General features: G+C 73.4%; 17 protein-coding genes. 6 read left to right on the top strand and 11 right to left on the bottom strand.

Translation table 11 applies throughout. From position 1 onward, the window contains the following. Nucleotides 1–6: 6 nt before the first annotated feature. Complete coding sequence (gene secD, locus DTL70_RS00290) at nucleotides 7–2,280, top strand: protein translocase subunit SecD (protein WP_114019758.1); 2,274 nt, start codon at nucleotides 7–9, stop codon at nucleotides 2,278–2,280. A gap of 73 nt (nucleotides 2,281–2,353) precedes the next feature. Here secD and DTL70_RS00285 read toward each other — a convergent pair whose 3' ends face one another. From DTL70_RS00285 to DTL70_RS00270, 4 genes are all read right to left on the bottom strand, one after another. Beyond that, nucleotides 2,354–2,728, bottom strand: coding sequence for a hypothetical protein (locus DTL70_RS00285; RefSeq protein ID WP_114019824.1), 375 nt, complete (start codon nucleotides 2,726–2,728; stop codon nucleotides 2,354–2,356). Between the two features lie 67 nt (nucleotides 2,729–2,795). Then, nucleotides 2,796–3,383, bottom strand: coding sequence for a roadblock/LC7 domain-containing protein (locus DTL70_RS00280; RefSeq protein WP_114019757.1), 588 nt, complete (start codon nucleotides 3,381–3,383; stop codon nucleotides 2,796–2,798). A gap of 38 nt (nucleotides 3,384–3,421) precedes the next feature. Next, entirely contained in the window at nucleotides 3,422–4,651 is a 1,230-nt protein-coding gene (locus DTL70_RS00275) for a hypothetical protein (protein WP_114019756.1), read from the bottom strand. Continuing rightward, entirely contained in the window at nucleotides 4,651–5,052 is a 402-nt protein-coding gene (locus DTL70_RS00270) for a hypothetical protein (RefSeq protein ID WP_114019755.1), read from the bottom strand. The genes DTL70_RS00275 and DTL70_RS00270 overlap by 1 nt, the downstream gene beginning before the upstream one ends. A gap of 465 nt (nucleotides 5,053–5,517) precedes the next feature. Between DTL70_RS00270 and DTL70_RS00265 the strand changes: the two genes are divergently transcribed. After that, the gene (locus DTL70_RS00265; protein WP_114019754.1) at nucleotides 5,518–6,339 is read left to right on the top strand and encodes an endonuclease I family protein; all 822 of its coding nucleotides are present in this window, start codon (nucleotides 5,518–5,520) and stop codon (nucleotides 6,337–6,339) included. A 126-nt stretch (nucleotides 6,340–6,465) separates the two neighbouring features. On the opposite strand, the gene DTL70_RS00260 is transcribed toward DTL70_RS00265, so the two are convergent. The 7 genes from DTL70_RS00260 to DTL70_RS00230 form a co-directional block, all read right to left on the bottom strand. After that, nucleotides 6,466–7,617 carry an FAD-dependent oxidoreductase gene (locus tag DTL70_RS00260; RefSeq protein WP_114019753.1) on the bottom strand — a complete coding sequence of 384 codons (1,152 nt, stop codon included), beginning with the start codon at nucleotides 7,615–7,617 and terminating at the stop codon, nucleotides 6,466–6,468. Between the two features lie 72 nt (nucleotides 7,618–7,689). Beyond that, nucleotides 7,690–8,379, bottom strand: coding sequence for a TetR/AcrR family transcriptional regulator (locus DTL70_RS00255; protein ID WP_181860700.1), 690 nt, complete (start codon nucleotides 8,377–8,379; stop codon nucleotides 7,690–7,692). A gap of 110 nt (nucleotides 8,380–8,489) precedes the next feature. Next, the gene (locus tag DTL70_RS00250) at nucleotides 8,490–9,650 is read right to left on the bottom strand and encodes an NAD(P)/FAD-dependent oxidoreductase (protein ID WP_114019752.1); all 1,161 of its coding nucleotides are present in this window, start codon (nucleotides 9,648–9,650) and stop codon (nucleotides 8,490–8,492) included. Between the two features lie 159 nt (nucleotides 9,651–9,809). After that, a complete protein-coding gene (locus tag DTL70_RS00245) occupies nucleotides 9,810–11,267 on the bottom strand; it encodes a sodium:solute symporter family protein (protein WP_114019751.1) in 1,458 nt (485 codons plus the stop codon). Between the two features lie 342 nt (nucleotides 11,268–11,609). Beyond that, on the bottom strand, nucleotides 11,610–12,764 hold the full coding sequence (gene solA / locus DTL70_RS00240) for an N-methyl-L-tryptophan oxidase (protein ID WP_114019750.1): 1,155 nt from the start codon (nucleotides 12,762–12,764) through the stop codon (nucleotides 11,610–11,612). 51 nt (nucleotides 12,765–12,815) lie between these two features. Next, nucleotides 12,816–13,529: a GntR family transcriptional regulator gene (locus DTL70_RS00235; protein WP_114019822.1), complete on the bottom strand. Its 714-nt coding sequence runs from the start codon at nucleotides 13,527–13,529 to the stop codon at nucleotides 12,816–12,818. A gap of 228 nt (nucleotides 13,530–13,757) precedes the next feature. Continuing rightward, nucleotides 13,758–14,447 carry a FadR/GntR family transcriptional regulator gene (locus DTL70_RS00230; protein WP_114019749.1) on the bottom strand — a complete coding sequence of 230 codons (690 nt, stop codon included), beginning with the start codon at nucleotides 14,445–14,447 and terminating at the stop codon, nucleotides 13,758–13,760. Between the two features lie 197 nt (nucleotides 14,448–14,644). On the opposite strand from DTL70_RS00230, the gene DTL70_RS00225 reads away from it, so the two are divergent. The 4 genes from DTL70_RS00225 to DTL70_RS00210 all read left to right on the top strand — a co-directional run bounded on the left by DTL70_RS00225 (nucleotide 14,645) and on the right by DTL70_RS00210 (nucleotide 18,779). Continuing rightward, complete coding sequence (locus DTL70_RS00225; RefSeq protein ID WP_114019748.1) at nucleotides 14,645–15,604, top strand: dihydrodipicolinate synthase family protein; 960 nt, start codon at nucleotides 14,645–14,647, stop codon at nucleotides 15,602–15,604. Next, on the top strand, nucleotides 15,601–16,557 hold the full coding sequence (locus tag DTL70_RS00220) for an ROK family protein (RefSeq protein ID WP_114019747.1): 957 nt from the start codon (nucleotides 15,601–15,603) through the stop codon (nucleotides 16,555–16,557). Before DTL70_RS00225 ends, DTL70_RS00220 begins: the two co-directional genes overlap by 4 nt. Next, nucleotides 16,554–17,231, top strand: coding sequence for an N-acetylmannosamine-6-phosphate 2-epimerase (locus DTL70_RS00215; RefSeq protein ID WP_114019746.1), 678 nt, complete (start codon nucleotides 16,554–16,556; stop codon nucleotides 17,229–17,231). Before DTL70_RS00220 ends, DTL70_RS00215 begins: the two co-directional genes overlap by 4 nt. Before the next feature lie 72 nt (nucleotides 17,232–17,303). Then, nucleotides 17,304–18,779: a sialate:H+ symport family MFS transporter gene (locus DTL70_RS00210; RefSeq protein ID WP_114019745.1), complete on the top strand. Its 1,476-nt coding sequence runs from the start codon at nucleotides 17,304–17,306 to the stop codon at nucleotides 18,777–18,779. Nucleotides 18,780–18,805: the final 26 nt, after the last annotated feature.

Here is an 18,805-nt window from a genome sequence, read left to right as displayed (position 1 = left end):
ATCCCTGTGACGCGTTCCCTGCGCGTGAGGGCGTTGTGCGCACTCGCCGTGCTCGCTCTCTCCGTTTTCATCGCCGCCACCGTGCCGGTCCGCCTCGGACTCGACCTGCGGGGCGGCACCCAGATCGTCCTGGAAACCCGCTCCACCCCCACGGCGGCCGCCGACAGCGAGGCGACCGACCGCACCGTGGAGGTACTGCGGGGCCGCATCGACGCCCTCGGCGTCACCGAACCCACGCTCACCCGGTCCGGGGACAACCGGATCATCGTCGAACTGCCCGGGGTGCAGGACCCCGAGAAGGCGACCGAGGTGCTGGGCCGTACCGCGCAGCTGACCTTCCACGAGGTCCTCGGCGCCGCCGAGAAGCCCGACAAGAGCGCACAGAAGGGCAAGGACCGCGGCCCGCACCGCGAGCGGGTGCTCAAGGACGACTCCGGCGATCCCCTGCGCCTGGCGGCTGCCTCACTGACCGGAGAGGACGTCAAGAGCGCCGACGCCCGCATCGACCAGCAGCGCGGTACGGGCTGGCACGTCACCGTCGACTTCGAAGGCAAGGGGCGTGCCGGGTGGGCCGGGCTGACCGGTCAGGCAGCCTGCCAACCGCCCGGCGATCCCGCGCGCCGGGTGGCGATCGTCCTCGACGACAAGGTCATCTCCTCGCCCCAGGTCGACCCGTCGGTCACCTGCCGTACCGGCATCACGGGGGGCTCCACCGAGATCACGGGACGGTTCAGCCACGAGGAGGCACGCGAGTTGGCGCTCCTCATCAACGGCGGGGCCCTGCCCGTGCCGGTCGAGACCGTCGAACAGCGCACCGTCGGTCCCACATTGGGCGCGGAGGCCATCGAAGCCAGCGCGTGGGCCGCCGTCGTCGGCACCGGGCTGACCGCGCTGTTCATCGTCACCGTCTACCGCCTCATGGGGGCGCTCGCCGTCGTCGCACTGGCCTGCTATGGCCTGCTGTCCTACGCGGCGCTGGCCGCTCTCGGCGCCACCTTGACCCTGCCGGGTCTGGCCGGATTCGTCCTGGCGATCGGCATGGCCGTGGACGCCAACGTCCTGGTGTTCGAACGAGCCAGGGAGGAGTACGCGGCCCGCAGCAGGCCCAGTACCCGCACCTCACTCGCGGCCGGCTTCCGCAACGCGTTCAGCGCGATCGCCGACTCCAACATCACCACGCTCATCGCCGCGGCGCTGCTGTTCTTCCTGGCCTCCGGGCCGGTGCGCGGCTTCGGAGTCACCCTGGGCATCGGCGTCATCGCGTCCATGTTCAGCGCCCTGGTGATCACGCGGGTGCTCGCCGAGTTCGCCGCCTCCCGGCGCGCGGTGCGGCAGCGTCCCCGGCTGTCGGGTATCGCGGGGGCGGGAGCGGTGCGGGCCCGGCTGCTGCGCCGCGACCCGCACCTGATGCGCCATCCGCGGCGGTGGCTGGCCGCCTCGGCGGCCGCCGTCCTCCTGGCCACCGCGGGCATCGCCGTCCGCGGCCTGGACCTGGGCGTCGAGTTCACCGGCGGCCGGCTCATCGAGTACACCACCACCGAGTCCGTCGACCCGGACAAGGCGCGGGCCGCCCTCGCCGACGCCGGCTTCCCGCGCGCGGTCGTGCAGTCCTCCGGGGACGACAACCTCACGGTGCGCACGGACGAGTTGTCCAACGCCGACGAGGAAGAGGTCACCGCGACGGTGAGCGGCCTGGCCGGGGAGGCGGAGAAACTGCGCGACGAGGTGGTCGGGCCCAGCATCGGCGAGGAACTGCGCCAAGGAGCGCTCATCGCCCTGGCGGTGGCCCTGGGCTCGCAACTCCTCTACCTCGCGGCGCGTTTCCGCTGGCTGCTCGGTTCGGCCGCGGTGGTCGCCATGGCGCACGATGTCCTCGTGCTCGTCGGGGTCTTCGCCTGGCTCGGCAAACCACTCGACGGCGTGTTCCTGGCCGCGCTCCTCACCGTCATCGGTTACTCCGTCAACGACTCCATCGTCGTCTTCGACCGGCTCAGGGAGCTGAGCCGGGGCCGCCGCACCGCGCCCTTCCCCGAACTGGCGAACCGAGCGGTGCTCCAGACGCTGCCCCGCACCGTCAACACCGGTCTCGGCGCGGTGTTCATCCTCTCCGCGCTGGCCGTCCTGGGCGGCGACTCCCTCACCGACTTCGCCCTGGCGCTGCTCATCGGGATCGTGGTCGGCACCTGGTCGTCCGTCTTCACCGCCACGCCCCTGGCAGTGACACTCACCGGCGACACCGGGAAGAGGTCCCGCTCGGCGAAGCCGGTGCGGCGCTCCTGAGCCCGCCCGCCACACCGCACCGCGCCTCCCCTACCCCGGCGGAAGGGGAGGCGCGGTGGGTTCCGCCGGTCTCTCACACCTCCAGGTGCGCCTCGATCCGGCGCAACTGGTGCCGCGCCATGGCGAGGTTGGACTTGCCCGCGTCCAGGGCGATGTAGAGGAACAGCCCGTTGCCGCTCTTGGCTCTCAGCAGGCGGATCAGGTGGTACTGCGTGCCGAGGGTGATCAGGATGTCCTCGATCTCGTCCTGGAGTCCGAGGTGTTCCATCGTGCGCAGCTTGGCGCGCACGACGTCCGTGTTCCCGGCGGCGGCGACCTCCAGGTCGAAGTTCTTGCCACCGCCGACGGTCCCCAGGGCCATGCCGCTGGTGTAGTCGACCAGGGCCACCCCGATCGCGCCGTCGATGCTGCCCATCGCTTCCTTGAGGGAGGCTTCGGTGTTGGCCATGACGCTGTGCTGCCTTTCGTCGGGTGGGTGGTGCGGTTCGCGGGTGGTGGTGCGGTGCGCCCGCACGTCACATCGGTGACGGCGGATTCCGTCTGCGCCTCTCGAGCGGTGGCCTGCGGGGCTCGTCCTCGGGAGGGGTGCGGGCGCCGCCGGCCTCGCCCCAGCCGCCGGCGGGAGCCGGGGGCGAGGTGGGCGGCGGGGGCGGTGAGTGCCGGGAGGCGGCGAGGGCTTCTCCGATGCGCCCCGCGGTGCGCCGCCCCTCCAGATGCAGACGGCCGACGTTGGCGCGGTCGTCCGCCAGGAGTGTGAGCACGGCGGAAGGGCCCGCCGCGTAGGTGGCGACATACCCCAGCTCCCCGTGGATCAGCAGCTCGCGGAAGGCGCCGCGCCCGGTCGCCTCGTTCATCCGGAAAGCCAGCCCCAGCGCGGCGGCGGTGAGAGCGGCCAGCGGTTCCGCGTCTGGTCGCTGCGCGGTCTGAGCGGCCTGCGCGGGCCGGCCGGTCTGTGCGGGCCGGCCGGTCTGTGCGGGCCGCGCGGGGCCGAGGGCCTCGGCGAGGACGAAGCCGTCGACGGTGGCCGCCAGCGCCCCGCCGATCTGCGGAGCCCTGGCCAGCAGTCCGTGCAGTTCCTCGCTCACGCCCGGCTCCGCCACCACGAGCACTCTCCTTTCGGCACGCTGCCTGAACCTGCTGATCACAGGGCCTCCAGTGCGTCCCTGAGCCTGCGCAGCAGCGCGACGTCCGGGTCGGGGAACACGGCGGGCGGCGCCACAGCGGCCCCCTCCCCCGGAGCGCCCGCGGGGGGTTCAGCCATCGTGGTCTGCGACGGTTCAGCCGCCGCGGCCCGCGGCGGGGCGAGCCTCGGGTCCGAGGGCGGAGCGATCGCCGAGGTCGGCCGCGGGGTGGCCTCCGGCGTCCGGACGGGCACGAGGTCAACGGGCCGGCCCCCGGTGTCCGTGCGGGCTCCGGCGCCCTGCGCTACGACCAGTCCCGCGGCCGCCAGTCTGCGCAGGTCCACGAGGGTGTGGAAGGCGGGTCGGCCCAGGGCCCGCGCCAAGTCGGTGGCGTTGCGCACGCCGTCGGCCAGTTCCAGCACCGCGAGGCGGCGTGCGGGCACCAGCCCGGCGCCGCCGCCCGCCGCCGTGCGCGCCGGGGCCCCGGACGCAGCCGGCGGCGTGTCGGTGCGGGCCACCGCCGCGGTCGGTACGGGCGGCAGGACGTCCAGGCGGGCGTCGGGCCAGATGCGGTCGAGAAGCGCCCGGCGGCGCGCCGTCTCCCGTTCCGCTGCCGCGAGTGTCACGGCACCGGCGGCGCCTGGGGTGCCCCCGAGCCAGTGCCGCACCCCTTTGCGGAAGCGTCCGGGACCGCCTGCGGACTCCAGCACGAAGAACGCCGCGTCGTACAGGGCGAGGCGCGCGCACAGCTCCAGCGTCCCGCCCGGCACGCGTCCCGCCTCGACGAGGCTCCGCATCGCGTGCGTGTCCATCTCAGCCGGTGGGGCGGAAGCCGAGGGGGCGACATCCGGTGGGGCCGCGGGGTGGCGCCGGCCTGTGCGGGAGGGACACCCGGCGCCCGTCAGCAGGAGTTCGAGCGCGGGCGCCGCCGGGCTTTCCGCGTGTGCGATCCGCCCTTCGACGAGGAAGAGGGTGCCTCCTGCCCGCGTGAAGGCGCCGGTGGCACGCTCGTGAGCGAGCCGGTGCAGCATCGAGGGGGCGCTGGTGCGGGGTACGGCGTCGCGCGGAGGGACGCCGTGAGCGGGTCCCGCCGGGGCCCGTTGCTCCTCGGGGGAGGGGACGCCGCCCGCACGGCGGGCCTGCGGCTGGGGACGGGAGGGGCGCTGCCGGCCGGACTCGGGCGGCATTCTCAGCAGTGGTGCGGCCGCGGGCCCGAGGACGGGGACGGGCAGTGGGACGGCGTAGCGCATCACAGCACCATCCGATCCGCTATCTCACCGAGCCGGATGCGCGCCAGTGCGAGGTTCCCCTCGTCGCGGGCGAGCCACAGGTGGAGGAAGAGGGTGCCTTCGAGCGCGCCGGTGACGAACCGCAGCAGGTGGTAGCTGTCGCTGTTCGTCGCGATGACGTCCTCGACGGACGGTGCGGTGTCGAACTCCTGCGGCGTCGGTGCGGCGAGCGGTCCGAACGAGCGGTTCTCGGCGACCATGCGGGCCAGTTCGGCCGTCTCGCAGGCGGCCGCCTCGTGGTCGCCTCCTGGCGCGTCCCCCGCGACCCCCAGTGCCAGCCCGCTGATCCAGTCGACGACGGCGGCACTGCGCGCACCGGGTAAGCGCATCACCTCGAGCAGGCATGCGTCGATTCCGGACACGCTGTACCCCCTCCCCGGAACGGCACGGAACAGAACGGCACAGCACGGCAGCGCCCTGCCCTGCCACGCCACGCCACGCGGACGACGGTTGATACCGCCCGGACACGGACGGTGAGGCTGACGCTACGCATTTGCATGCCAGGGGTCGCCCGTTCCGGCAAATTCCACGGGAACATGCCAGGGATGCGCGCAAAATGACCGGCACACTTTCGGAACTGACCACTCAGTGACCGCATTTGAACGCGCCGACGACCAGTGAGCGCACCCCGTGCGGACCCGTGCGGACCCGGGCCGACGCGCACCGCAGGCGCCGCCGGGGCACGCGCGAGACCCCACTGCGAACACGTGCCCCCTCTTGCACGTGTTCGAAAGTGTGGCAGGCTGCCCGGTCACATGCCCAATGCGGGCCGCTCCCGGAGCCGTTGACGCCCCGGAGGCGGAACCGCACCGTCGAGAGGACCCCCCATGCGTGCTCTTCGCGCTCCTCTGGCTGTCACCCTCGGTACCGCGACGCTGCTAGCGCTGGCCCAGGCGCCGGTGGCGGCGATGCCACTCAGCCCCGACTCCCCCCACTCCCCCGCGGCCTCCCCCTACGCCGCGCCCGACGACTACTACAACGACGCCGACGGCAAGACGGGCCCCGAGCTCAAGACGGCGCTGCACGGGATCATCAAGGAGTCCGAGACGCTCTCCTACGACCAGGTGTGGGACGCGCTCAAGGCCACCGACCAGGACCCGGCAGACTCCTCGAAAGTCGTCCTCCTCTACTCCGGCCGCTCGCAGAGCGCCGACGACAACGGAGGAGGCGCCGACCAGTGGAACCGTGAGCACGTGTGGGCCAAGTCCCACGGCGACTTCGGGACCTCGCCAGGGCCCGGCACGGACGTCCACCACCTGCGCCCCACGGACGTCAGCGTGAACAGCCAGCGCGGCAACAAGGACTTCGACGAGGGAGGCGAGGAAGTCGGCGAGGCGCCGGGCAACTTCACCGACGACGACTCGTTCGAGCCCCGTGACGAGGTCAAGGGCGACGTGGCCCGCATGGTGCTGTACATGGCCGTCCGCTACGAGGGCGACGACTCGCACCCCGACCTGGAGCCCAACGACAAGGTGGACAACGGCTCAGCGCCCAACCTGGGACGCCTGTCCGTGCTGAAGCAGTGGAGCGAGCAGGACCCGCCGGACGACTTCGAGAAGCGGCGCAACGACGTCATATACGACCAGTTCCAGCACAACCGCAACCCCTTCGTCGACCACCCGGAGTGGGTCGGCGAGGTCTGGTCCTAGAGCACCTCGCTCCGTCGGGACGTGGGGCGCCTCTCACCGTAGGCCGTGGGGCGCCTCTCACCGAAGGCGGCGGCCGGTCCTGAGCGGACCGCGGGATGCCCGCGGCGAAGGCCCCGGCGGTCCGCTTCAGGGCCTGCGCGGTTCCGCGTCGAGGCCGTCGAACATCTCCAGCAGCGGCCGGGGCGCGTCGGGGGAGAAGAGGATCTCCAGGCCCCGCGCGGATTCCCCGGCCGCGTGCGCCGCGCGCGAGAAGAGCGTCTCCTCGTACGCCGCCAGCGCCGCCTCGACGTCCCCCGGATGACCGGCCAGGCAGCGGCCGAGGTCGGCGCCGTCGATGAGTGCGAGGTTGGCGCCTTCCCCGGCGAACGGGGACATCAGGTGGGCCGCGTCACCGAGAAGGGTCACCCCCGGGACGCGGGCCCACCGGTGCCCGACGGGCAGCGCGTGGATGGCGCGCGGCACGGGACGGCCGTCCGCCTCGGCGACGAGCCGGCGCAGGGCGGGGTCCCAGCCCTCGAAGTACCGCAGGAGGGTGGTCTTCACCGTGTCGCCGCCGTCGGTGCGGTCGAGGGCCGCCAGCCAGGCCTCGTCCGCCCGGAGGGCCACGTAGATGTGCAGGCAGCCGTCGGTCTCGCGGTGGGCGAGCAGCCCCTTCTCCTCACCGAGCGCGAAGAGCATGCCGCGGCCGATCGTCTCGGCGCACGCGGGGTGGCGCGCGTCCGCGTCCAGCAGGTCGAGTTCGACGAAGGAGACCCCGGTGTAGGCAGGCGTCGCCCCGCTGACGAGGGGGCGGACCCGGGACCAGGCCCCGTCGGCGCCGACGAGCAGATCCGTGGTGAACGCCGTGCCGTCGGCCAGCGTCACCTCGTGCCGGCCCTCCCCCAGTGCGCGGCAGGAGAGCACCCTGGCCTTCCAGCGCACGGTGTCCCCGGGCAGTGAGGACAGCAGCAGGTCGCGCAGGTCGCCCCGGTCGATCTCGGGCCGTCCTCCCGTGTCGTCGCCGTCCTCGCGCAGGACGCGGCCGTGTTTGTCCATGACGCGCAGCTCCTGGCCTCCGGGGTGCACCTTCGCCAGGAAGTCCTCGTGCAGACGCGCCGCACGCAGCGCCGCCTGTCCGGTGTCCTCGTGGATGTCGAGCATGCCGCCCTGGGTGCGGGCGCGCGGGGAGGCGTCGAGGTCGAAGACGGGCACGTCGATGCCGTGGACGTGCAGCACGCGGGCGAGCGTCAGGCCGCCGAGCCCGCCTCCGACGACGGCGATGGGGAAATGAGGGGTCATGTGCTGGACCTTTCTGGGGCGGTGCGTTCGGTACGGGGATTCAGGTCGGTGCTCGTTCCGCCGGGGCGCGGGTCAGGTCGCCTCCCGTGGTGTGGCCGACGTGCCGTTGACGACCGCCTGGAAGATCCAGCGCAGGCGCTGGTGCGGGGTGCCGGAGGTGAGGTCGTCGCCGAGCGCGGCGATCCGGGGGTGGGTGCCGGGCGGCGCCTCGGCAAGCGCCCGCACCAGTGCGTGGTGCTCCTCTTTGGCCGCGTCGTCGTCCTGGCGTGCGGACTGTTCGGCCGCGGTGGCGGTGGCCACCTGGAGGAGCACGTCCACGCCCCACGCCGCCTGCCCCCCGGGGACGCCTCCCTCGTGGAGCAGCGCCAGCACCCCCTCGACCAGGGCCAGGTAGTGGGGCCCCGCAGGGCGGGCCACGAGGGCCGAGTGCGCGAGCTCGGGGTGGGCGAAGAGCACGCGGGTGTAGGAGACGAGCACGGCGGCGAGCCGCTCGCGCCACTCCCCCGGAGCCGCCACGGGGCCGAGGTCCACCTCGCCCAGGAGTTCCTCCAGGACGGCGGCGTGCAGTGCGGCCGTGTTCGCGACGTAGACGTACAGCGAGGCGGGACCCGTGTCCAGCTCCGTGGCCAGGCGCCTCATGGTGACGCGCCGCAGCCCTTCGGTCCGCATGACGCGGACGGCCGCGGCGACGATGCGGTCGTGGCTGAGCGCGGGTTTCGCCGGGCGCTCCCGGCGGCTCTCGTGGGTGGGGCGGGGTGTCATACTCGAGACGATAACGAACATGTTCGTCACGAACAAGTTCGTCGGCGTCTCGGCTGCCGGCCCCCGCGCCGCCACGGGAGGAGGTGCGCCTCCCGTGGCGGCGCCGGCCACTACTGCTGGCCCGCGAACCGCGCCGGAGCGAGCGGGGCGAAGGCGCCCTTGTCGACACCCGCGAACCGGCCGGGCCGGAACTCCGTGAGCAGCGGGCTCTCCCTGCCCCTCACGATCTCCTCCGCGGCCAGCCGGCCCAGGAGCGGACCGAGGGTGATCCCGCTGTGCGTGGCGATCGCGTACACGGAGCCACCGTCGTTGAACCCGGCGGCCGTCCTGCCGTCGGCGGGCATCGCCCTCTGCCCCACGCGGAGGGACTCCAGGCGGGCCCCCTCTGCGCCCGCCAGCAGCACGCGCAGCCGCGCGACCAGCTCACGGGCGTGCGCGCCGTCGGGCGGCGGTGGGGCGGCGGGGTCGGCGTCCGCGTCGAGGTCGAGGCCCTGCACGACCAGGCGGCCGCCTCCCTCGGGACGCACGTTCAGCTCCGGAGTGGTGAGCACCCGCCCCAGGCGGGTGGCCAGCGGCGCCGTGTAGCCGAGCAGGCCGACGGTGGCCGATCCGGCGGCCTGCGGGTCGGCCATCGGCAGGGCGAACCCGGACTCGCCCGCCAGGCCCTCGCTCCAGCGGCCCGCCGCGAGAACGGCCACGTCGTGGCACTCGCTCTCGCCGGACGCCGAGGTCAGGCGGGCACGCCCGCCCTCGTCGGTGACGGCGACGACCTCCTCGGGGCAGCGCAGTACGGCACCGTGGTCGCGCGCCTCCCCCCACAGCCGGCCCAGCAGCGCGGCCGGCAGCACGTGACCCTCCAGCGGATACCAGGCGATGTCGCTCACCTCGTCGGGTACGCGCAGGTCCGGGACCAGTCTCCTGGCCTGCGCGGGCGTGATCCACTCCGCGGGGTAGTCGCGGCGGCGCAGTTCCGCGAGCGCCGCGGCGAGGTGCGCCTGGCCGCTCGGGTGCGCCCACTCCAGGTTGCCGCCACGGAAGAACCACTGGCCGCCGGGTCCCTGGAGAGCCTCGTGCTCGGCGATCCCGGCGACGTTGAGCTCGTGGTAGGGCAGCGGGTTCTTCTGGTGGGAGTTGATCCAGGCGAACGTGGTGCCGGTGGTGCCGGCCGCGGGCGCGGTGCGCTCGAAGACCGTCACCTCCGCCCCGGCCAGCGCCAACGACCTCGCGGCGGCGGCCCCGATGACTCCCAGTCCCACGACAGCGATACGCACTGATGTCTTCCTTTCGCGTCTTTCCGGCCTTTGCGGCTCCTGCCCGCCTTGTGGCTTCGGCCGGCCACTCGGCTTCGGCCGGCCGGGCGGGGGCATGTCGACCGGGCGTCTCCTGCCGAGCGGCCGGCTCTGCCCGACCGGTCGACGACGCCCCCTCCGTCACCCCTTCTGGACGGACAGCGGCTCGGCGGAGTCCGAGGCGCGTGGCCCGGTGGAACGGCCGCGCGCGCCCGGCACCAGCAAGGCCAGCAGCGCGAGCACCGACGCGGCGATGCCGTAGACCGCGTACGGCACGGTCGTGTCGAGGAGTTGGGCGCTCGCGCATCCGGCGATTCCGGCGAGCATGCTCGCCAGGGCGGCGGCCGGCCGCAGAGGGAACCTCCGGCGCAGCAGATATCCGCCGAAGACGGGTGCGGCGAGGGTGGCGGCCGAGTACGCGTAGCTGGCGACCAACCAGTCCAGCGCGCTCGGGAAGAGGATGGCCAGGGTGGCGGCGAGCGCGGCCACGAGCACCGTGACGATCCGGGAGAGCGACACGGTCTCGCGGTCTCCGCGGCCCCGGCCGAAGACGTTCTGGTAGAGGTCGCGGATCACGTTGGCGACGACGGACTGCAGCGCGGCGCCCGTGGTGGAGATGATCGTGGCGACCAGGAAGGCTCCGTAGACGACGAGCAGTACCGCGGGCAGCCGGGTGATGAGCCAGCCCGCCGCGTCCTCCGGGTTGTCGAGGCCGGGGTTCATGGCGCGCACGGCCAGGCCGATGCACCCGGCGTACAGGCCGCCGACGAGGATCGTCACTCCGGACAGCACCAGGCCACGGCGGGCGTCGGAGACCTTCTTGGTGGCGAACACCCGCTGGAAGTAGAGCTGGTTGGTCAGCGTTCCGGGGACGATGGCCGCCACCCACAGCCAGATCTGTTCACCGCCGGCCGCGGTCAGCCCGCTGGGCTGCCACAGGCGTGCGGGAACGCTGCCGGTCACTCCGCTCCAGCCGCCCGCGAGGTGGATCGCGTAGCCGGCCACCACCAGCGACATGACGATCTTGAAGATGCCGAAGACGAAGTCCGTCCACACCACGGAGGTCAGTCCGCCCGGCAGGACGAAGACGAGCGAGCCCGCCGTGATGGTGAGGATGAGCACCGTCGAGGAGATGCCGGTCAGTTCGCCGAACAGCTTGGCGAAGGCCACGAACTGGGTGGCCAGCCAGCCGAACGGCACGATGAGCGCCGCGACTCCGGCCATCGCGGTGACCGGCCTGCTGGCGCCGAACAGTCTGCTGACGATGTCGGGCACGGTGGTGAACCGCTGTTCGCGCAGCCAGCGGGCGATCAGGGTGAGCCCCAGGAAGCCCAGCAGGACGCAGCCCTCGTAGGCGAAGACGGACCAGCCCGCCGCGTAGGCGATGCCGACGTGGGCGATCAGCACCCCGCCGCCGACAGCGGTGGCGAACTGTGTGATCACGACGACGCCGAGCGGGAGCGACTCGGGTGCGGCGAGCCAGTCGTCCGAGTTCTTCGCCCGCTTGCCGAAGTACAGGGACAGCAGGGCGCCGAGCGCGATGATGAGCAGGCTCGCGAGGACGATGGCGACGATCTGGCCGGTGGAGTTTCCGGGCATGGCATGCCTCCAGGGACATGGCGGGACCACCACCCGGACCCGGACGGGCACACGGGCGGTGCGGGGAGGGCGCTCAGGGGGCGGGGACGGTGGGTGCGGCGGATCGGTGACGGTGCCCGGTGAGCGGGAGGGGCACGGTCTGGCGGGGGTGGTGCGCCTGCGCGCAGACGCTCGGGAGTGGGAGGTCCCAGCGCTGCGGCGCGGACCGGGTGCGCGGCGGCGGTGGTGCGGCCGAGGGCGGGACGGGCGTGGGGAACCGGGGCGAGCGGGATGCGGGCTGAACAGGGACGGTTGCCGCGGGACGAAGGGGCGGGGTACCGCGGCGCCCGGCAGCGGCGGTGGTTACCGCCGCGCGGCCGCCGGGGCGAACCGCCGCGGGTCGAGCGGTGTGATGTCGTGCTCCGTGCTGCCGTTCAGGGCGAGATCGGCGGCGATCTGGCCGAAGACCGGCGCGAGCTTGAACCCGTGCCCGGAGAAGCCGGTCGCCACGGTGGCGTTCGCCGCGCCGGGGAGCGGGCCGACGACGGGGTGCTCGTCGGGGGTGAACCCTTCCGCGTACGTGCTGATGCGGACGGGGTCGGGTGCCAGTCCCGGCAGCAGGCGCCGGACGGCGGCGGAGGCCGCGCGGGCGAGGTCGGGGGCGGCGCTGCGCGGGAGTGCCGCGGGGTCGTCGAGTCCGGGCCAGCCGAGGTGGTGCGGCACGATCTTGACGGCCACGCCGTCGAGGACGGGGAAGCAGGAGAAGCCCGCGTCCGGGTGGCGGCGAATGGCGATGGGCAGGCGCTCCGGCTGGTGGGCGGGCACGTCACGGGCGGCGAACCAGCACGCGGTGATCAGCCGCGCCCGCACGGGGATGCCGCTCGTGGGCGCGAGGTGCGGTGACCACGGTCCCGGCGTGAGCACGAGGTGGTCGACCTCGTGGGTCTGCCCCTCGGCCGTGACCCGCCAGCCGGCCGCCGTTTCGGCGCACTCCTCCACGCGGTGGTAGGAGAGGACCCGCGCGCCGTGGCGCTCGGCCGCGTCGAGCGCGCCCTGGACCGAGGGTTCGGGGCGCAGGACGCCCGCGTCGGGGTCGCGGACGGCGATCTCGCCCGGGTCGAGCCGGTGTTGCGGGTAGCGCTCGGCGGCGGCCGCCGCGTCGAGGACCTCGTGCGGGAGCCCGGCCTCTTCGGCGCAGCGCCGCACCGCCGCCACGTCGGGCTCGTCGGGCGCTCCGATGGTCAGGCCGCCGCACAGGGTCAGCAGTGAGCGGCCGCAGTCCGCCTCCAGGGCACGCCACAGCCGGTGGGATCGGCGCAGCAGCGGGACGTAGGAGGCGCCCTCCTTGTAGACGGTGCGGAAGATGCGGGACTCGCCGGCCGAAGCTCCCCGGTCGTGTCCGCGCCCGTAAGCGTCGAACGCGAGGACGTCGGCGCCCCGCATGGCCAGCTGCCAGGCCGTCATGGCGCCGATGACGCCGGTTCCGACGATCGCCACACGAGGTGCGGAAGCCGTCATGAGCAAGCTCCTTACGGAGGATCGCGTGAGCACGCGGTACGGGTGGGGTGGTCAGTCACCGCTGACCGACTGCTCGATGTAGAACTCCATGAGGCCGGGCCGCAGCAGGTACGCCGCCGCCTCGGCGAGCTCCCCGTTCGCCAGCCAGGTCAGCCTGCGTTGCCGCAGCACGGGGATGCCGGGGTCGCAGGCGAGCAGCCCGGCGTCCCGCTCGTCGAGCAGTACGGGGTCGAGGTACATCCGCGAGGTCGCCACGGGGACGCGGTGTGCGCGGAAGTAGGAGAGGAGGGTCAGGTGGGCCAGGTCCTCGTCGAGCAGGTGCGGGGCGAGCGCGAAGGGGACGGTGGTGTACTCCAGGGCGAGAGGGGTCTCCTCGACGTCGAACTTGCGGCGCACCAGGTGGTTGACCGGCGTGTCGTCCGCCAGTCCCGCCACCGGCGGTGTCACCTCCGCGGCGCGGACGACGGCGGCGCTGCGGACCTCGTGCCGTCCCGGGATCTCCGGTCCTGTCAGCCGGGGGTTCACGAATCTGAGCAGATTCTCCTTGCGGGCGCTGTCCGCCACGAAGGTGCCGCGGCGGCGGTGCCGTTCGACGAGCCCTGCCTGGGCCAGTTCGTGCAGGACCCGCTGCGCGGTGGCGCGGCCGATCCCGTACTGCTCCTGCAACTCGGCCTCGGTGGGGAGCCGGGAGCCGGGGGGCAGTTCGCCGGATCTGATGCGGGCTTCCCACTCGCTGCGGATCCGGAGGTACAACGGCGCTGACATGAAAGGACCGTAGTAGTGGCTCAAATGACCGGTCAATACCTCGGACACGGGTATCGGGAGCCGGTGGCTCCGCCCGCGCGCTCCCCCCTGGAAGGCCGGCTGGCGGCCAACTGCCACGGTGGGGCAGAGTGTTCGCTCACCGTCTCGCAAGGCGGAGGATGGGGGTCCCCCCGGCCGCGAGAGTGCGTGCCGGGGCCCGCGAGCCCAGCAAGATCCGAACGAGACGCCCTAGCCCGCGAGGAGCCGTTCGCGGATGCCGTCGAAGTGGGTGCGCATCGCGCGTTCGGCGCGCGGGCCGTCCCCGGCCGCGACCGCGTCCACGATCTCCCGGTGGTGGGCGCAGGTGATCAGCGGGTCCTGATGGCCTCCGTCGAAGTCGCCGCGCACCTTTTCCATGGCCGCCCAGAAGGCGTCGAGCACCTCGCTCAGCAGGTGGTTGTCGAGCGACCTGTAGAGGGCCAGGTGGAAGGCGCGGTCGGTGGCCCTGGCGATGCCGCCCTCGTCGCGAGCCTCGCGCTCCATGGCGGCGACGATCCCCCGGAGGACGTCGAGGTCCTCGGCGGGCACGGAGGCGGCCACACCGACGATGAGGCCGGCTTCCAGCGCCTCGCGCACCCGCATCAGTTCGTACAGCCCCGCCTCGCCGTGGCGGTGGCGCACCGCCGCGCGGAACGCGAGCCCCTCGGCGAAGGGCGCCATGGAGAGCGAGCCGACGACCGTGCCCGAGCCGCGCCGGATCTCGACCACGCGCAGGGCCTGAAGGGCCTTGAGCGCTTCGCGCACCGAGACCCTGCTGACGTCGAAGAGCTCCACGAGCTCGGTCTCCGTGGGCATCGGCGAGCCCGGGCCCAGACCGCGGTCCAGGATCAGCTGCCGGATCCGCGCCTGCAGATCCTCAGACACCGTGGTGCGTGGCACGCGTGCGTTCCTTTCTCGGGTGACCCGGCTGCGGTGACCCGTTCTCCGACGGCCCGCTGTGGATTGTGACCCATTACCTCTTGATGACACGTGTCGGGGCCACCTAGAGTACAGACATAAGACGTCTTACATCCTATGTTCGCGGGTGCCCCGTCGGGCAACCGGCCGCCCGCTTCAGCGACTTGTGGAGTACCACCATGCCTGTGACCGCGCCCCTGAGCGGGATCGTCCCGCCCGTGTGCACCCCGCTCGACAGCGCCGGAGAGGTCGACACCGCATCCCTCTCCCGGCTGGTCGAGCACCTGCTGGGCGGCGGAGTGCACGGGCTCTTCACCCTCGGCTCGACCAGCGAGGTCGCCTACCTCACCGACCGCCAGCGCGGCACCGCCCTCAAGACCGTGGTGGAGACCGTCGGCGGCCGGGTACCGGTGCTGGCCGGCGTCATCGACACCACGACCCACCGGGTGCTCGACCACGCACGCGAAGCGGAGAAGCTCGGCGCTGACGGCCTCGTGGCGACCGCCCCCTTCTACACGCGCACGCACCTGCGCGAGACCGCCGGACACTTCCGCCGCGTCCGCGACCGCGTCGACCTGCCGCTGTTCGCCTACGACCTGCCCGTCTCCGTGCACAGCAAGCTCTCCCCCGCCCTGGTGCGCGAGCTCGCGGCGGACGGCACCCTGGCAGGGCTCAAGGACAGCAGCGGTGACGAGGGGTCGCTGCGCCGCCTGCTGGTGGAGCTCGGCGGCCGCGAGGGGCGGGCCACCGGATGCGCCCCCGGCTTCTCCGTGCTCACCGGCTCCGAACTGACCGTGGACGCGGCGCTGCTGGCCGGCGCCGACGGCGTGGTCCCCGGCCTCGGCAACGTCGACCCGGCCGGCTACGTGCGCCTGTGGGAGGCGGCCAGGTCGGGCGACTGGCTGCTGGCGGCCAAGGAGCAGGAGCGGCTCACCTCCCTGTTCGCCCTGGTGGAGGCAGGCCCCGAGGCGGACATGGGGCGCAGCTCCTCCGCGCTCGGCGCCTTCAAGGCCGCCCTGCGGCTGCTGGGCGTCATCGAGTGCGGCGACACCGCCTTCCCGCAGATCCCGTTGGACGCCACGGCGATCGCCGAGGTCGGCGCGCGGCTGCGCGACGCCGGTCTGACCACCGTCCGATGACCACGGCCCGCACCTCGCAGCCCGCCGCCCGCGCCACGGCGGTGATCGGCCTCGACCTGGGCGGCACCAAGATCGCCGCTGCGCTCGTCGGTCCCGACGGTGCGGTACTGCGGCACCACCACCGGCCGACCCCCGCCCGCGAGGGGGCCGAGGCGGTCCTCGACGCGCTGGCCGCCGCGGCGCGCGAGGTCGACGACGGCGCGGCGGCGATCGGCGTCGCCGCCGCCGGCGTGATCGATCCGCGCACCGGCACCGTCACCAGCGCCACCGACTCCCTGACGGGATGGGCCGGTACGGCGCTGGCGGCGGGCCTCAGCCGCCGCACGGGACTGCCGGTCGCCTGCGACAACGACGTGCGCGCCACCGCCGCCACCGAGCTGCCGGCGCCGGATGATACGCAGGACTCCTTCGTCTACGCCGCGATCGGCACCGGCATCGGGGGCGCGGTGGCCGTGGACGGCCGGATGCTGCACGGCAGCGCGGGCATCGCCGGGCACCTGGGCCACCTGCCGAGCCCGGAGGCCGCCGGTCTGCCGTGCACCTGCGGCGGCACGGGGCATCTCGAGGTGATCGCCTCGGGGCCCGCCATGACGGCGCTGTACGAGCGGCTGAGCGGTCGCCGCGCCGACCGCCTGGAGACGGTGGCCGCGCACGCCTCGGCGGGCGACACCGCCGCGGAGCGCGCCCTCGCCACCGGGGCCCGCGCCACCGGCCGGGCCCTGGGCGGGCTCGCGAACGTCGTGGGCCCGCACCGGGTCGTCGTCGGCGGCGGTGTCCCGCGCGTCGGCGACCGCTACTGGTCCGCGCTCACCGACGCCTTCCGCGCCGAGCTGATGCCGCCGCTGCGCGATCTGCGCCCCGTGCGCCCCCGCTTCGGCCCGGACGCTGCCGTCCTCGGCGCCGCGCTGCTCACCCGCACCGTCACCCTCCACCACCCGGGAGAAACACGATGACCTCATCCGTCGCAGACGCCGTCAAGGGCCGGTTGATCGTCTCCTGCCAGGCGCCGCCCGGCGACCCGATGCGGGAGACCGGCACCCTCGTGCGGCTCGCCCACTCCGCGGCGGCCGGCGGGGCCGCGGGTATCAGGGTCAACGAGCCCGAGGTGGTCGCCGCCGTCACCGCCGCCGTCTCCCTGCCCGTGATCGGCCTGTGGAAGGACGGCGACACCGGCGTCTACATCACGCCGACGGTGCGCCACGCCGTGGCCGTCGCGGACGCCGGGGCCCACGTCGTCGCCGCCGACGCCACGGACAGGCCCCGCCCAGACGGCAGCACGTTCGCCCAGCTCGTCACGGCGGTCCACCAGGCCGGCGCCCTGGTCATGGCGGACGTCTCGACTTTCGAGGAGGGCGTCACCGCGGCCCGCGACGGCGCCGACCTGGTCTCCTCCACCCTGTCCGGCTACGTGCCGGGAACGCCCCGGCAGGCCGGCCCCGACCTGCGGCTGGTCGCCGCCCTCGCCGAAGCGCTCGACGTGCCCGTCGTCGCCGAGGGCCGGATCAACACCCCCGACGAGGCGGCCGAGGCCCTGGCCCTGGGCGCTCACAGCGTCGTGGTCGGCACCGCCATCACCGCACCCACGGCGCTGACGGGCCGTTTCGTGGAGCGCCTCGCCCGCCCCTGACGCAGCCGCGCCGCAAGCCGCTCGTTCCCGACGGCGCTCGACGACGAGTCCGTCCGGCATCATGGAGTCACCGTGCACCACACCGCCCCCGCTCAGCCGCCCTGGTACCGCCAGGTGGGCCGCAGCCAGTGGAAGGCCTTCTTCGCCGCCTGGATCGGTTACCTCCTCGACGGCTTCGACTTCGTCCTGATCACGCTCGTACTGACCGAGATCAGCGACGACTTCGGCCTCGACACCGTCCAGGCCGCGAGCCTCGTCTCGGCCGCTTTCATCACCCGCTGGCTCGGCGGCGCCCTGCTGGGTGCCCTCGGCGACCGCTTCGGGCGGAAGCTGTCGATGGTGGTCAGTATTCTGCTGTACTCGCTGGGCACCTTCGCCTGCGGGTTCGCCTGGGACTACACCAGCCTGTTCGTCGCCCGGCTCGCCATCGGCATGGGCATGGCCGGCGAGTACTCCGCCAGCGCCACCTACGTCATGGAGAGCTGGCCGGTGCGGATGCGCAACCGGGCCAGCGGCTTCCTGATCTCCGGTTACTCGGTGGGCACCGTCCTGGCCGCGGAGGTCTACAAGTGGGTGGTGCCCACGCTGGGCTGGCGCTGGATGTTCTACGTGGGGCTGATCCCCATCGTCATCGCGCTGTGGATGCGGCGTGCGCTGCCCGAGGCGGCGGACTGGAAGGCGGAGGTGGGCGAGCGGGAGGAGCGCCCCAACCCGTTCCGTCCGCTGTTCGCCACCCGGGCCAGGGGGACGGCCAACGTGGTACTGGCCGTGGCGGCCACCGTCTCGCTCTTCGCCGTCTTCACACCGCTGGGCGAGGGCCTGGTTCCGGTGCTGTCGGTGATCGCCGGACTCGCCCTGGTGGCCTTCGCCGTGCAACTGGGCGGCCGGCGCGGCTGGCTGCTCTACGTGTCGATGATCGTCACGATCTTCTTCGCCTTCCTGTACTCCTGGCCCATCCAGGCGCTGCTGCCGACCTATCTCAAATCGGACCTCGGCTACAGCCCCGACCAGGTCACCAACGCGCTGTACTACGCGGGCTTCGGCACGATGGTCGGCTGCTGGCTGGCCGGTTTCGTGGGCGACTGGATCGGCACCAAGAAGGCCTACGCGTTCACCCTGGTGGCCTCGCTGGTCTTCGTCTTCCCCGTCTTCGCGGTCGAGGGCAACCTGCTGCTGCTCGGCGTCCTGCTGTTCTTCCTGCAGGCCACCAGCTTCGGCATCTCGGGGCTGCTGCCCCGCTACATCGGCGGCCACTTCCCCACCCGCAGCCGGGCCGCCGCGCTGGGCTTCACCTACAACGTGGGGGCACTCGGCGGCGCCGTGGCCCCCGTGCTGGGGGCCAAACTCGCCTCCGGCATGGACCTCGGCCAGTCCCTGGCCCTCCTCACCTTCGCCGGGACGATGATCGTGGTCCTGCTCGTCGGCTTCGACGTGCCGGGCCGCCTCGGCAGGCTGCTCGACCCGGAGGGACCCGCCGACCATCTCGTCGACGAGGGTCCCGCGCCCCGCGATCAGGCGCGGCCCCCGTCCGCGCGCGCCGGCGCCTGACGCGGCGCTCCGAAACGCCGGAGTGG

It is taken from the genome of Streptomyces diacarni, assembly GCF_003323715.1.
GTDB lineage: Bacteria > Actinomycetota > Actinomycetes > Streptomycetales > Streptomycetaceae > Streptomyces > Streptomyces diacarni.
This window is presented reverse-complemented; position numbering and strand designations above follow the sequence as displayed.

What these genes read in the sequence shown, in the direction of transcription:
- DTL70_RS00285 (WP_114019824.1), bottom strand. Translation starts at nt 2,728, where the DNA reads ATGGCCAACACCGAAGCCTCCCTCAAGGAAGCGATGGGCAGCATCGAC.
- DTL70_RS00275 (WP_114019756.1), bottom strand. Translation starts at nt 4,651, where the DNA reads ATGCGCTACGCCGTCCCACTGCCCGTCCCCGTCCTCGGGCCCGCGGCC.
- DTL70_RS00265 (WP_114019754.1), top strand. Translation starts at nt 5,518, where the DNA reads ATGCGTGCTCTTCGCGCTCCTCTGGCTGTCACCCTCGGTACCGCGACG.
- DTL70_RS00260 (WP_114019753.1), bottom strand. Translation starts at nt 7,617, where the DNA reads ATGACCCCTCATTTCCCCATCGCCGTCGTCGGAGGCGGGCTCGGCGGC.
- DTL70_RS00255 (WP_181860700.1), bottom strand. Translation starts at nt 8,379, where the DNA reads ATGACACCCCGCCCCACCCACGAGAGCCGCCGGGAGCGCCCGGCGAAA.
- DTL70_RS00245 (WP_114019751.1), bottom strand. Translation starts at nt 11,267, where the DNA reads ATGCCCGGAAACTCCACCGGCCAGATCGTCGCCATCGTCCTCGCGAGC.
- solA (WP_114019750.1), bottom strand. Translation starts at nt 12,764, where the DNA reads ATGACGGCTTCCGCACCTCGTGTGGCGATCGTCGGAACCGGCGTCATC.
- DTL70_RS00235 (WP_114019822.1), bottom strand. Translation starts at nt 13,529, where the DNA reads ATGTCAGCGCCGTTGTACCTCCGGATCCGCAGCGAGTGGGAAGCCCGC.
- DTL70_RS00225 (WP_114019748.1), top strand. Translation starts at nt 14,645, where the DNA reads ATGCCTGTGACCGCGCCCCTGAGCGGGATCGTCCCGCCCGTGTGCACC.
- DTL70_RS00220 (WP_114019747.1), top strand. Translation starts at nt 15,601, where the DNA reads ATGACCACGGCCCGCACCTCGCAGCCCGCCGCCCGCGCCACGGCGGTG.
- DTL70_RS00215 (WP_114019746.1), top strand. Translation starts at nt 16,554, where the DNA reads ATGACCTCATCCGTCGCAGACGCCGTCAAGGGCCGGTTGATCGTCTCC.